At 72.0% G+C, this 13,294-nt stretch carries 10 protein-coding genes; 6 read left to right on the top strand and 4 right to left on the bottom strand.

The genetic code is table 11. The features are described 5' to 3' along the window. Positions 1-60: 60 nt before the first annotated feature. From ACZ6QO_RS29485 to ACZ6QO_RS29475, 3 genes are all read left to right on the top strand, one after another. On the top strand, positions 61-2,220 hold the full coding sequence (locus tag ACZ6QO_RS29485; RefSeq protein WP_465855296.1) for an elongation factor G-like protein EF-G2: 2,160 nt from the start codon (positions 61-63) through the stop codon (positions 2,218-2,220). A gap of 496 nt (positions 2,221-2,716) precedes the next feature. Beyond that, positions 2,717-4,417, top strand: a complete 1,701-nt coding sequence (locus ACZ6QO_RS29480; RefSeq protein WP_465855294.1) for a glycoside hydrolase family 10-like protein — start codon at positions 2,717-2,719, stop codon at positions 4,415-4,417. A gap of 241 nt (positions 4,418-4,658) precedes the next feature. Continuing rightward, on the top strand, positions 4,659-6,806 hold the full coding sequence (locus ACZ6QO_RS29475; protein ID WP_465855292.1) for a hypothetical protein: 2,148 nt from the start codon (positions 4,659-4,661) through the stop codon (positions 6,804-6,806). 40 nt (positions 6,807-6,846) lie between these two features. On the opposite strand, the gene ACZ6QO_RS29470 is transcribed toward ACZ6QO_RS29475, so the two are convergent. The 3 genes from ACZ6QO_RS29470 to ACZ6QO_RS29460 all read right to left on the bottom strand — a co-directional run bounded on the left by ACZ6QO_RS29470 (position 6,847) and on the right by ACZ6QO_RS29460 (position 10,129). After that, positions 6,847-7,389, bottom strand: a complete 543-nt coding sequence (locus tag ACZ6QO_RS29470; RefSeq protein WP_465855290.1) for an HIT family protein — start codon at positions 7,387-7,389, stop codon at positions 6,847-6,849. Positions 7,390-7,458: 69 nt separating this feature from the next. Then, positions 7,459-9,426: a threonine--tRNA ligase gene (thrS, locus tag ACZ6QO_RS29465; protein ID WP_465855288.1), complete on the bottom strand. Its 1,968-nt coding sequence runs from the start codon at positions 9,424-9,426 to the stop codon at positions 7,459-7,461. An 85-nt stretch (positions 9,427-9,511) separates the two neighbouring features. Next, positions 9,512-10,129, bottom strand: a complete 618-nt coding sequence (locus ACZ6QO_RS29460; RefSeq protein ID WP_465855286.1) for a glycoside hydrolase family 25 protein — start codon at positions 10,127-10,129, stop codon at positions 9,512-9,514. A gap of 146 nt (positions 10,130-10,275) precedes the next feature. Between ACZ6QO_RS29460 and ACZ6QO_RS29455 the strand changes: the two genes are divergently transcribed. The 3 genes from ACZ6QO_RS29455 to ACZ6QO_RS29445 all read left to right on the top strand — a co-directional run bounded on the left by ACZ6QO_RS29455 (position 10,276) and on the right by ACZ6QO_RS29445 (position 11,840). After that, complete coding sequence (locus ACZ6QO_RS29455) at positions 10,276-10,542, top strand: DUF1876 domain-containing protein (protein WP_465855284.1); 267 nt, start codon at positions 10,276-10,278, stop codon at positions 10,540-10,542. A gap of 141 nt (positions 10,543-10,683) precedes the next feature. Next, a complete protein-coding gene (locus tag ACZ6QO_RS29450; protein WP_465855282.1) occupies positions 10,684-11,109 on the top strand; it encodes an Hsp20/alpha crystallin family protein in 426 nt (141 codons plus the stop codon). A gap of 89 nt (positions 11,110-11,198) precedes the next feature. Further along, complete coding sequence (locus ACZ6QO_RS29445) at positions 11,199-11,840, top strand: response regulator transcription factor (RefSeq protein WP_465855280.1); 642 nt, start codon at positions 11,199-11,201, stop codon at positions 11,838-11,840. Here the strand turns inward: ACZ6QO_RS29445 and ACZ6QO_RS29440 are convergent. Continuing rightward, positions 11,818-13,257 (bottom strand): GAF domain-containing protein, encoded by a 1,440-nt coding sequence (locus ACZ6QO_RS29440; RefSeq protein WP_465855278.1) that lies wholly within the window; start codon positions 13,255-13,257, stop codon positions 11,818-11,820. The two genes, ACZ6QO_RS29445 and ACZ6QO_RS29440, sit on opposite strands and share 23 nt — an antisense overlap. Between the last annotated feature and the right edge of the window lie 37 nt (positions 13,258-13,294).

Below are 13,294 nucleotides of genomic sequence, written 5' to 3'. Positions count from 1 at the left end.
GCGGCGGCGGACGATGCGACCGCGCGCGGCCGCATCTCACGGCGAGACGCGGGAGGCGTAATGCCAGAGAGAACAGCGGGAGGACCAGCGGGAGCCGCGGGCAGGGCGCCCTCGGCCGACCGGCCGGATGCCGTGCGAAACGTCGTGCTGGTCGGCCATTCCGGGTCCGGGAAGACGACGCTGGTGGAGGCACTGCTCGCCGCGACGGGCACCGTCCAGCGCACCGGACGGGTGGAGGACGGCACGACGGTCAGCGACTTCGACGAGGTCGAGGTGCGCCAGCAGCGTTCGGTCAACCTGTCCCTGGCCCCGGTGACGTACAACGGCATCAAGATCAACCTTCTGGACACCCCGGGGTACGCCGACTTCGTGGGCGACCTGCGGGCGGGCCTGCGCGCGGCGGACGCGGCCCTGTTCGTGGTCTCGGCGGCGGAGGGCATCGACGGGCTGACGCGCATGCTCTGGGAAGAGTGCGCCACGGTCGGCATGCCCCGCGCGGTCGTCATCACCAAGATCGACCACCAGCGGGCCGACTTCGACGACGTGGTCGCCGCCTGCCAGGACACCTTCGGCGACGGCGTGGCGCCTCTGTACCTGCCGGTCGTGACCAACGGCCATGTGAACGGCCTGATCGGCCTGCTGTCGCAGAAGTTCTTCAACTACGCGACCGGCACGCGCACCGAGAACGCGGCCGGAGCGGCCTACCAGGAGCAGATCGACGCCTACCGCGGCACGCTGATCGAAGGGATCATCCAGGAGAGCGAGGACGAGTCCCTCATGGACCGCTACCTCTCCGGCGAGGAGATCGACACCAAGGTGCTGATCGACGACCTGGAGAAGGCCGTGGCCAGGGGCGGCTTCTATCCCGTGCTCGCCACGTGCGCGGTGCAGGGCTCCTGCCCGGTCGTCGGCATGCAGGAACTCCTCGAGGTGATCACCCAGGGGTTCCCCTCGCCGATGGAGCACCCTCTTCCCGAGATCACCACGATCGCCGGCAAGCCGGTCGCCGGCCTCGCCTGCGACCCCGACGGGCCGCTGGTCGCCGAGGTGGTCAAGACCACCAGCGACCCCTACGTCGGGCGCATCAGCCTGGTCCGGGTCTTCTCCGGCACGCTGCGCCCCGACATGGTGGTCCACGTCTCCGGGCACGGCCTGGCCGAGCGGGGCCACGAGGACCACGACGTGGACGAGCGCATCGGCGCGCTGTCCTCGCCGCTGGGCAAGCACCAGCGCACCACCACCAAGTGCGTCGCCGGCGACATCTGCGCGGTGGCCAAGCTCAGCAGGGCCGAGACGGGCGACACGCTGTCGGACAAGGACAACCCGCTGCTGGTGACCTCCTGGACGATGCCCGAGCCGCTGCTGCCGGTCGCGATCCGCGCCAAGTCCAAGGCCGACGAGGACAAGCTGTCGCAGGCCCTGGGGCGGCTGGTGGCCGAGGACCCGACCCTGCGCCTGGAGAACAACCCAGAGACGCGCCAACTCGTCCTGTGGTGCATGGGCGAGGCCCACGCCGACGTGCTGCTCGACCACCTGGCCAAGCGCCACAGCGTGGAGGTCGAGCGCGTCGAGCTGCGCGTGCCGCTGCGCGAGACCTTCGGCGGCAAGGCCCAGGGGACCGGACGCAACGTCAAGCAGACCGGCGGGCACGGGCAGTACGCGATCTGCCACGTCGAGATCGAACCCCTGGCGTCCGGCGGCGGCTTCGAGTTCGTCGACAAGATCGTGGGCGGCGTGGTGCCGAGGCAGTTCATCCCCTCGGTCGAGAAGGGCGTGCGCGCCCAGATGGAACGCGGCGTGCTGGCCGGCTATCCGGTCGTGGACATCAGGGTGACGCTGTTCGACGGCAAGGCCCACTCGGTGGACTCCTCCGACATGGCCTTCCAGATCGCCGGGCAGCTGGCCCTGAAGGAGGCCGCGGCCAAGGTGCCCGCCCTGCTGCTCGAACCGGTGGACGAGCTGTCGGTGCTGGTCGAGGACGAGCACGTCGGCGCGGTGATGTCCGACCTGTCCTCGCGCCGTGGCCGCGTCCTCGGCACCGAGGCGGTCGGCACCGGGCGCACCCTGGTCAAGGCGGAGGTCCCGCAACTGGAGATCACCCGGTACGCCATCGACCTGCGGTCCATGTCACACGGCACGGGCAGCTTCCACCGGTCCTTCCTGCGCTACGAGCCGCTGCCGTCCCACCTGGCCGAGAAGCTCAGGTCGGCGTCCGACTAGACCGCCCCGGCGGCCCCCGAAGCCCGCAGAAGCGGCCGCCGAACCCGATGCGAGCGGCCCGGCCGGCCAACCCCGGCCGGCCACTCGCCCCCGCCCCCGCTGGCCGCCGTAGCGGGGCGCCGGATTCGCCGTACCAAGACCCGCCGTCGCGGCGCCGTCGAAAGTCCCGCATGGCGGGCGATGGGATCGACTCCACTACACGAGCGACCGCACCGTCCGCTTCGTGCTGATGGGGCAGAGCGGCGACGTAGGTAAGGCAGTTGTCACCCTTGGCGGGTCGCCGGGCCGGGGGTTGAGGTGTGGTGCGGGGGACGCCGGGGCGGCCGGGGTGTGAAGGCGCAGGTGCTCGCCGGGAGGAGGGGGTCCGGCGGGGGCGCCGCGCGCGGCTCCGTTTCGGCACGGCGGCCTCACAGGTCACATCGGTCACGATGACATCACGATGCGATTTCTTTTATCGGGCCTTACCAGTGTTTTGCCGATGCCACACTGATGTCCCATGCGAAACGGACATCGGCCTCTGCTCGCCGCCACCACCATGGCGGTGGTCACCACCGGCGTCGCCTACATCTTCGGACCTGGCGCTGCTCCCGCCGACAGCGAAGCGAAGCGCGCGGCCGCCGAGGCCAAGGCCGCGACCGCCGGCGCGAAACCCGCGACCGGCCGATCCGCGCCGGCGGCCCGCGAGGGGAAGAACGCGACCGGCGACGGCAAACCCGCCGCCCACCCCGCCACCGCGAAGTCAGGGCAGGCCGCGGGCGCCCAGGAGTGCGCGGTGAGCGCCAAATATCCCAAACGGCAGTTGCGCGGCGTGTGGATCGCGACCGTGCACAACGTGGACTGGCCGTCCAAGACCGGCCTGGACGCGGCCCGCCAGCAGGCCGAGTACGTCCGCATCCTCGACAACGCGGTCAAGCGCAACCTCAACGCGGTGTTCGTCCAGGTCCGCCCGGCCTCCGACGCGATCTACAAGTCCCCCTACGAACCCTGGTCGCAGTGGCTGACCGGTACCCCCGGCCGCGACCCCGGGTGGGAGCCCCTGCCCTTCCTGATCGCCGAGGCGCACAAGCGCGGCCTTGAGTTCCACGCCTGGTTCAACCCCTACCGCGCGGCCGACAAGGATGACCTGTCCAAGCTGCCCGCGAGCCACCCGGCGCGGCAGCACCCGAGCTGGGTCGTCAAGCACGAGGGCCGGCTGTACTACAACCCCGGCCTGCCGCAGGTGCGCGCCCACACCGTCAAGGTGATCAAGGACGTGGTGCAGCGCTACGACATCGACGGCGTCCACTTCGACGACTACTTCTACCCCTATCCCGGCAAGGGCACGAAGTTCGCCGACGCCGCCGCCTTTACAAAGTACGGCAAGGGCATGGCGCTGGCCGAATGGCGGCGGGAGAACGTCAACACGCTGGTCGCCCAGGTCGGCGCGGCCGTCCACCAGACCAAGCCGTACGTCAAGTTCGGCATCAGCCCGTTCGGCATCTGGCGCAACAAGTCCGACGACCCGTCCGGCTCCGACACCAAGGGCCTGTCGGCCTATGACGCCATCTACGCCGACGCCCGGGCCTGGATCACCTCCGGCTCGATCGACTACGTCATGCCCCAGATCTACTGGCCCCGCGGGTTCGCCGCCGCCGACTACGCCAAGCTGGTGCCGTGGTGGGCGAACCAGGTCAAGGGCACCGACGTCCACCTTTACATCGGTCAGGCGCTCTACCGCGTGGGCACCAAGGACGTCGCGGCCTGGACCAGGGCCGGCGAGCTGCCCGCCCATCTGACGCTCAACCGCAAGTACCCCGAGGTGCGGGGCGACGTCTACTTCAGCGCGGCCCAGCTCGCCAAGAACCCGCTGGGCGTGCTCGACGCGCTGGTCAAGGAGCACTACCCCCGCCCCGCGCTGCCGCCGTTGGTCAAGGACCGCGGCGGCCGGGCCCCGGCCGTCCCCTCCGGCCTCGCTCTGGCCGGCGGCACGCTGAGCTGGAAGTCCTCCCCCGAGGCCCGGTCGTACGCCGTGTACCGGGTCGCCGGCGCCAAGCCGGACGGGTGCGCGACCGCCGACGCCGGCAACCTGCTGGCCGTGGTGCCCGCCGCCGGCACCCCGGCGCAGTCCTACGCCGTCACGGGCGGCGGCGCCTACCTGGTGACCGCGCTCGACCGCCTCGGCAACGAGAGCGCCCCGGCGGCCGTCGTACTGCCCTGACCACGGCGCCCTGATCACGGCCGGGCGTCCCGGGGTGTCCGGACGGGCGAGTGAGGTCCCCATGGCGGCAGCCTTCCGGCGGCGCCGCGGCCGCGCGCCTGGACGCGTGCCGCTGGGAGCGGCGCCGAGCTCCGGGTGATGTTCACCCCGATTCCCTGGACCGGGCGACGCGGTTTCCCGTACGGTTCCAGGGATTCGCCGGTGGACGTCGCCGGTGGACGTCATGGGAGGTCGGTCAGTGGTGAGGCGGGCGCTGGGCGCTTTGGCGGTGATCATGCTGTGCCTGACCACGACCGGCGCCGCATGGGCGCAGGCCCCTGGGCGGGCCGGGGACTCGCGAGAGGCCGACGCCCCCGCGCGGGTGGCGCTCATCGGCGTGCCGGGCCTCCGGTGGGACGACGTCAGCGCCGCGACCACTCCGAACCTGTGGCGGCTCGCCGCGCAGAGCGCGATCGGGTCGCTGTCGGTGCGCACCGTCGGCAGGGTCACCTGTCCCTACGACGGCTGGTTGACGGTCTCGGCCGGCGTGCGCTCCTCGGTCGGCGCCCGCTGCGGGCCGCCGCCCGCCGTGGAGGTACAGGGCGGCAAGACGGTCGTCCCCGGCTTCGACTGGCTGTGGACGGTACGCGACAACGACTACGCCGGCTCGCTCGGCGCGGCCCTGCACGCGGCCGGCCGGTGCACCCAGGCCGTCGGCCCCGGGGCGGCGCTCGCGCTCGCCGACCGCTCCGGCGCCGTCGATGTGTACGCGGCGACGCCGCGCGCCGTCTCCGACTGGTCCGCCTGCCCGGTCCTGGCCGTCGACATCGACGACCTGATCCGTCCCTACATCGACGGCGAACTGCTCTCAGACACCCCCGAGAGGCTCTCCCCCGCTGACCGCCGGGGGGCTCTAGCCGCGGCCGACGCCAAGGTCGGCGAGGTCGTGGGGCACCTGCCCGCCGACACGAAGATCGTGCTGACCGGCCTGTCCGACCACGGCTCCGAGCCGCACCTGCGGGTCGCGATGTGGCGGGCTCCGGAGGCCGAAGACCGCTTTCTCGGCGCCAGGTCCACCCACCGCGACGACATGGTGATCCTGCCCGACGTGACCGCGACGGTCCTGCGGGCGGCCGGCGCGGCCGTCCCGGGCACCGTCATCGGCGTGCCGTGGGAGGCCGGTCGGCAGACCGGCACGGAGGAGGGCGTGGCCGCGCTCGGCCACGCCGACGTCGCCGGGCAGACCATCCGCGCCGTCGGCGGCGGGTTCTTCACCGGCCTGGCGGTGCTGCAAGTGCTGTTCTACGCGGTAGCGTTCCTGCTGCTGCGCCGGCGCAAGGGGCTCGGCGCGGTACGGGTCGCGGCGCTCACGCTGGCCTCGCTGCCGGCGTCGACCTACCTGGTCAACCTCACCCCGTGGGAGCGCGCCGGGGCGCCCGCGGTCACGCTGGTGGCCGGGGTCCTCGTCTGCGCCGCCGCGCTCACCGTGCTGGCCCTGGGCCTGCCGTCCGCGTGGGCGCGGCTGCGCGGCCGTCCCGGCGCCGGCGAGGTGCTCGGGCCGCCGTCGGTGATCGCGGCGGTGACGGCCGCCGTGCTCGTGGGAGACCTGCTCAGCGGCACGCCCCTGCAGCTCAACAGCATCATGGGCTACACCGGCGTGGTCGGCGCGCGCTACTACGGCCTGGGCAACATCCCCTTCGCGCTGATGGCCACCGCCGTGCTGCTGCTGACGACAGCGGCCGCCGACGGGCTGGTGCGGGCGGGCCACCGCCGCGCCGCCGTCGTCCTGGTGGCCGGGCTGGGCGGCTTCGCGATGATCCTGGACGGCTGGCCCGGTGTGGGCAGCGACTTCGGCGGCGTGATCGCCTTCGTGCCGGGCATCGCGGTCACCGCCCTGCTGGTGGCGGGCAAGCGGGTCTCGATCATCAAGCTGGGCGCGTTCTGCGCCGCCGGCGGGGTCATCGTGATGGGCATCGCCTACCTGGACCACCTGCGGCCGGCCGCCTCGCAGACCCACCTCGGCCGGTTCGTCGGGCAGGTGATCGACGGGACGTTCCTGCCGGTGATCGGGCGCAAGCTCGGGGCCATGCTGAGCACGCTGCTGTCGCCCAACCTCATGCCGATCGTCATCGCGGCGTTCGCGTTCCTGGTCTTCGCGCTGCTGCGGCCGGGCACCGCCAGCGCCGGGGTGCTGCCGGTGGCCTTCGAGCGGGCGCCGATGCTGCGCGCCGGGCTGATCGGCGCGCTGGTCAGCGGCGTGGTCGGCATGCTGGTCAACGACTCGGGCGCGGCCGTGCTGTCCATGGCGCTGGCGCTGGCCGTCCCGCTGGTGCTGTCGGCCGGCATCCGCGCCCTGGCCCCCGGGTCGCCGCCCCTCGCGGCCCCGGCGCTCGACCCGCTGCCGGCCTGAGCGGCCGGGTGAAGCGGCCGGCCCGGCGGGGCGGGCCGCGTCAGGCGGGCCAGGCGCCGGCGAGCAGGTCGCGGGTGTCCTGCAGGAGCTGCGGCAGCACCTTGGTGTGGCCGACCACCGGCATGAAGTTGGTGTCGCCGCCCCAGCGCGGCACGACGTGCTGGTGCAGGTGGGCGGCGATGCCCGCCCCGGCGACGTGGCCGAGGTTCATGCCGACGTTGAACCCCTGCGCGCCGCTCGCCTTCCGCAGCGACAGCATCGCGCGCTTGGTGAAGTCGCCCAGCTCCGCGGTCTCGCCCTCGTCCAGGTCGACGTAGTCGGGGACGTGACGGTACGGCACCACCATCATGTGGCCGGAGTTGTAGGGGTAGAGGTTGAGCACCGCGAACACCGAGGAGCCGCGGGCCACGATGAGCCCGTCCTGGTCGCTCATCTTGGGGATCTCGCAGAACGGGCAGCCGTCACCAGGGCCCGAGCCGCTCGGCTTGTTCTCTCCCTTGATGTAGGCCATGCGGTGCGGGGTCCACAGACGCTGGAAGTTGTCGGGATCTCCGGCACCGGGCTGCTCAATCGGCTCCTGCATGCCATGCAGCATAGGACGCGGGGCCGCGGCTTCGCCTCCCGGGCACCGCCGCCGCCCCGCGCCCTGATCTCACACCTGGACGCGGCGCTCCACGGCGTCGACGATCTCGGCGATGGCGTCGTCCACCGGGACCGCGTTGTTCTGCTCGCCGCTGCGGTAGCGGAAGGACACCGCCCCGGCCGCGATGTCGTCGTCGCCGGCCAGCAGCATGAACGGCACCTTGGACTTCTGCGCGTTGCGGATCTTCTTCTGCATGCGGTCGGCGGAGGCGTCGACCTCGACCCGGATGCCGCGCTCGCGCAGCCGCGCGGCGACCTCCTCAAGGTAGGCCACGTGCGCCTCGGAGATCGGGATGCCGACCACCTGCACCGGGGCGAGCCAGGGAGGGAACGCGCCGGCGTAGTGCTCGACCAGGACGCCGAAGAACCGCTCGATCGACCCGAACAGCGCACGGTGGATCATGACCGGGCGCTGGCGCGCCCCGTCCGTCCCCTGGAACTCCAGCTCGAACCGTTCGGGAAGGTTGAAGTCGAGCTGGATGGTGGACATCTGCCAGGTGCGGCCGATGGCGTCCCGCGCCTGGACGGAGATCTTGGGGCCGTAGAAGGCGGCGCCACCGGGGTCGAGCACCAGTTCGAGCTTCTCGGACTCGGCGACCTCGCGCAGCGTCGCGGTGGCCTCCTCCCAGTCTTCGTCGGTGCCGACGAACTTGACCGGGTCCTTGGTGGACAGCTCAAGGTAGAAGTCGTCGAGCCCGTAGTCGCGCAGCAGGTCGAGCACGAAGCGCAGCAGCGAGGTGAGCTCGTCGCGCATCTGCTCGCGGGTGCAGTAGATGTGCGCGTCGTCCTGGGTGAGGCCGCGCACGCGGGTGAGGCCGTGCACCACGCCGGACTTCTCGTACCGGTAGACGGTGCCGAACTCGAACAGCCGCAGCGGAAGCTCGCGGTAGGAGCGCCCGCGCGCCCGGAAGATCAGGTTGTGCATCGGGCAGTTCATCGGCTTGAGGTAGTAGCGCGCGCCCTCGAGCTCCATGGGCGGGAACATGCCGTCGGCGTACCAGTCGAGGTGGCCGGAGACCTGGTAGAGGTGCTCCTTGGTGATGTGCGGGGTGTTGACGAAGGAGTAGCCGGCCTCCTCGTGCCGCTTGCGGGAGTAGTCCTCCATCAGCTTGCGGATCACCCCGCCCTTGGGGTGGAACACCGGCAGGCCGGAGCCCAGCTCGGGCGGGAAGGAGAACAGGTCGAGCTCAGCGCCGAGCTTGCGGTGGTCGCGCTTCTCGGCCTCCTCCAGCAGGCGGAGGTACTCGTCCTGCTTGTCGCGCGACTCCCACGCGGTGCCGTAGATGCGCTGGAGCTGCGGGTTCTTCTCGCTGCCCCGCCAGTAGGCGCCGCCGGAGCGCATGAGCTTGAACGCCGGGATGACCCGGGTCGAGGGCAGGTGCGGCCCGCGGCACAGGTCTTTCCAGCACAGCTCGCCCGACTTGGGGTCGAGGTTGTCGTAGATGGTGAGCTGGCCGCCGCCCACCTCGACGCTCTCTTCCTCGCCCGCGCCGCCCTTGAGGCCGATGAGCTCCAGCTTGTAGGGCTCGGCGGCGAGCTCCTCGCGCGCGGCCTCGTCGCTGACGGCCCGCCGGGCGAAGGTCTGGCCCTGCTTGACGATCTCGCGCATGCGCTTCTCGATGCGCTTGAGGTCGTCGGGGGTGAACGGCTGCTCGACGTCGAAGTCGTAGTAGAAGCCGTTCTCGACGGGCGGGCCGATGCCGAGCCGGGCGCCGGGGAAGATCTCTTGGACGGCCTGCGCCATCACGTGCGCGGTGGAGTGGCGCAGGATGGCCCGGCCCTCGTCGCTGTCGATGGCGATGGGCTCGACGACGTCGCCGTCGGCCACCACGGTGGCCAGGTCGCGCGGCTCCCCGTTGATCCTGGCGGCGACGACCGAGCGGCCGTCGGCGGAGAGCGCCTCGCCGGCCGTCGTACCGCCCGCCACCACACGCTCGGCTCCGGCGAGGGTGACGCGTATGTCGAGGGCGGCAGACACGGTTGCTCCAATGAGATGGGTGGGCGCGGGCACTCCGCTTGTCGTGCCGATGCTACCGGGAAACCGCCTCGCCTTATCGCGCCGCCTACGCCTTGCTGCGGCGGTCTTCGACCGGTTGCGCACCGAGCGCGGTGAGCTCCGCGCGGGTGCCGCGGAAGACGTTGCGGTCGATGGGGCCGTGCGCGTACTGGTGGATCGCCCACCGGTCCCACGGCGGCGGCACCACCGGGTGGCCCTTGGGATGGCTGGGCGCGGCGATCCACAGCGGGTAGTCGGCGAGGCCCGCGCAGTACCCCTTCTTCGCGAACGACAGGAAGGTGTAGATCAGCGGCCGTATCCCGGTGATCACGTTCAGGACGTGGCACCAGCGGCGGGCGAACGCCGCCACCTGGTGGGGCGGCAGGTGCCCTGAGTGCTCCAGGTCGAGGGCGATCAGGTCGCCGCGCCGCAGCCCGCCCGCCGCGTCGACCACGTCCAGGAAATGGCGCACCTGGTCGTCGGGGTCGCCCTTGGGGTGGGCGAAGTGATAGGCGCCGCAGACCAGCCAGTTCTCGCGCATGGCCGCCCAGTTGCGGGCGAACCACTTGTCGGTGAAACGGGTGCCTTCTGTCGCTTTGGCGAAGCCGAAGTCGACGCCGTCGCCGGCGTGGCCGGCCCAGTTGACGGCGCCCTGCCAGTTGGACACATCGATGCCGTGCAGCATGAAGCGTTCCCACACTCCCCCGAACTCGCCCCCGGGGGAGTTTAGTGAGCGCACCCCCGCGTGGCCCGCCGGACACGCCCGGGGCGGCGCACGGGCGCGCCCGCGGGTGAGAGATGGTGGAGATAGGACACCGGAAGGAGGCCCCCATGCAGGCCAAGCAGTGGACTGTGGAGATCTACATAACCGAGGACGACAACGACGACCGCACAGTCGCCCGGGCCGTCCTGCTCAACCGCGCGGGCATGCGCCACGAGAGCGTCGGGTACGCCAGGCGCAATCCGATCGACCGGCCGGTCCCGGAGATCGGCGACGAGCTGGCGGCGGGCCGGGCTCTCGCCGACCTGGCCGGCAAGCTGACCGAGGACGCCGCCGAGGACGTCGCCCAGATGGCCGGCCATTCCAGGCGCGTGTGACCGCCCGCGGCCGCGGGGAGCGGCGGGCGCCGCTCCCCGCGGGGCGAACGTCCCGCCGATTCGGGACCTACGGCCATGACCCCGGCTTCCGCCGAGGAGTGGGATGGAAGTGAAGGTCCGGACACAACCAGGGAGGTTCTCATGTCAGTGCCGACGCGCAGGGAGTCCAGAGGCCTGGTACCCGACCTGCTCGACTGGCTGGAGGCGCCCTTCACCGGCGGCGGCCGTCCGTACTCCGTCGGCCAGATGGTGCGGTTCGAGGACACCGTCAGGGACGGCCACTACATCGTCCGCGCGGAGCTGCCCGGCATCGACCCCGAGAGCGACGTCGAGGTGGTCGTCTCCAACGGGATGCTGACGATCCACGGGGAGCGCAAGGAGGAGCGGTCGGAGGCTCATCGGACGGAGTTCCGGTACGGCGAGTTCAGCCGGTCCCTGCCGCTGCCGCCGAACGCCGGAGAGCAGGACGTCAGGGCCGTCTACCACGACGGGATCCTCGAAGTGGACATCCCACTGGCAGAGGAGAAGCAGCAGACCAAGCGCGTACCGATCGAGAAGTCCGGCTAGCGCCATCGGTTGTTCCAGAGGCCCGCGGGGCGGTGGTGTGGGACCTTCGCCTCTTCTGGGGCTGTGGGGGGCGTGAGTAGGGTCGCCATATGATTCGGGTGTTCCTGCTGGACGATCACGAGGTGGTCCGCCGGGGCGTGGCCGCTCTGCTGTCGTCCGAGGACGACATGGAGATCGTCGGCGAGGCCGGCACGGCCGAGCAGGCCATCGCGCGCATTCCGGCGCTCAGGCCGGACGTGGCGGTGCTGGACGTGCGGCTGCCCGACGGCAACGGGGTGGAGGTGTGCCGCGAGGTCCGCTCCAAGATCCCCGGGCTGGCGTGCCTGATGCTGACCTCCTTCGCCGACGACGACGCCCTGTTCGACGCCGTCATGGCCGGCGCGGCCGGTTACGTGCTGAAGCAGATCCACGGGTCCGACCTGGTCGGCGCGGTGCGGACGGTGGCGGGCGGCCAGTCGCTGCTCGATCCGCAGACCACCGCGTCGATGCTGCGGCGCCTGCGCGACCAGGCCGTCAGGAAGAATCCGCTGGCGGCGCTCACGGGCCAGGAGCGCCACATCCTGGAGCTCATCGGCGAGGGACTGACCAACCGGCAGATCGGCGAGCGCCTGTTCCTGGCGGAGAAGACCGTCAAGAACTACGTCTCCAACCTGCTGGCCAAGCTGGACATGCAGCGCCGCACCCAGGCGGCGGCGCTGGCGGCCCAGCTCAAGGCGGGCCGCCACGACTGACGCCGTCCCCGGCCTCCGGGGGCTGCGGCGGGGAGGTGGGCGCCGGTGGCAGTGGCGGGCAGGCGTGGCGCCATGCCATGCGCGCGCCCGCCGGGGCCGCGCCCGGGGCGGGAGGGCTCTGCAGCGCGAAGATGGCCGAGCGGATCCGCCGGATGGTGCCGTCCAGTTCGTCGATGGCGTGCCGCACCCGCTCGGAGGCCTCTGGGCGGTCGACCAGCCGCGCCGCGCCCATCAGCGTCATGGCCACGCCGAACAGGCGCTGGATGACCACGTCGTGCAGGTCCTTGGCGATGCGGTCGCGGTCCTCCAGCAGGAGCAGCCGCTCGGCGTCGGCGCGGGCCTCGGCCAGTTCGAGCGCCAGCGAGGCCTGTCCGGCGAACGAACGCAGCATCCGCACGTGCGGCCGGCCGAAGGGAGCCCGGCCGGGGCGCCTGCCGAGCGAGAGCACCCCGCGCACCGCTCCCGCGGCGCCCAGCGGCACCGCCACGGCCGGTCCGGCGCGCGAGCGCTCGCACACCACGGCGGGGATCGCCGTCTCGGCCAGGTCGGCCACCACGACCGGCTCGCCGCCGCTGAACGCCCGGCCCGGCAACGAGTCGCGGACCATGACCTCGGCCGGGGCGACGTCCTCGGCCCGCACTCCGTCGGCGACCGTGACGCGCAGCCGCTCACCGCCCGCGCAGGGCAGCAGCACCACCGCGACGTCGGCGCCTGACATCTCGCGCGCCCGGCGGGCGACCAGCGTGAGCACGTCCCGCGCGCCGGCCCCCGACAGCAGCGTGGTGGTGACCTCGGAGGACGCCTGGAGCCAGACCTCGCGCCTGCGGGTCTCCTCGTACATGCGGGCGTTCTCGATGGCGACGCCCGCGGCGGCCGCCAGGGCGACGACCAGGGCCTCGTCCTCCTCCGTGAAGTCGCCTCCGCCGCGCTTCTCGGTCAGGTAGAGGTTGCCGAAGAGCTCCTCGCGCACGCGGATCGGCACGCCGAGGAAGCTGCCCATGGGCGGGTGGCCGGGCGGGAAGCCGGAGGACTCGGGATGCTCGGCGATGCGGTGCAGGCGCAGGACGCGCGGCTCCTTGATCAGCAGGCCGAGCAGGCCCAGCCCGTGCGGCCAGTGCTCGACGCGGGCGACCTCCTCCTCGCTCAGACCGACCGGGACGAACTGCACCAGGGTGTTCTCCTCGCCGACCACGCCGAGGGCGCCGTAGGTGGCGTCGGCCAGGGTCGTGGCCGTCTCCACGATGCGGTGCAGGACGGTCTGCAGGTCGAGGTCGCCGCCGACGGAGACGACCGCGTCGAGCAGCGCGTGGACCCGGTCGCGGGTGGCGAGCACGGCGTCCAGCCGGAGCCGCAGCTCCGACAGCACCTCGTCCAGCCGCATGTGCGGCATGAGCGAGCGCGGTTGGACATCCGCCATAAAGGGAGTGTCCCCACCCACCCTCCCTCACGAATCT

This window comes from Sphaerisporangium sp. NPDC049457 (assembly GCF_055586705.1).
This window is presented reverse-complemented; position numbering and strand designations above follow the sequence as displayed.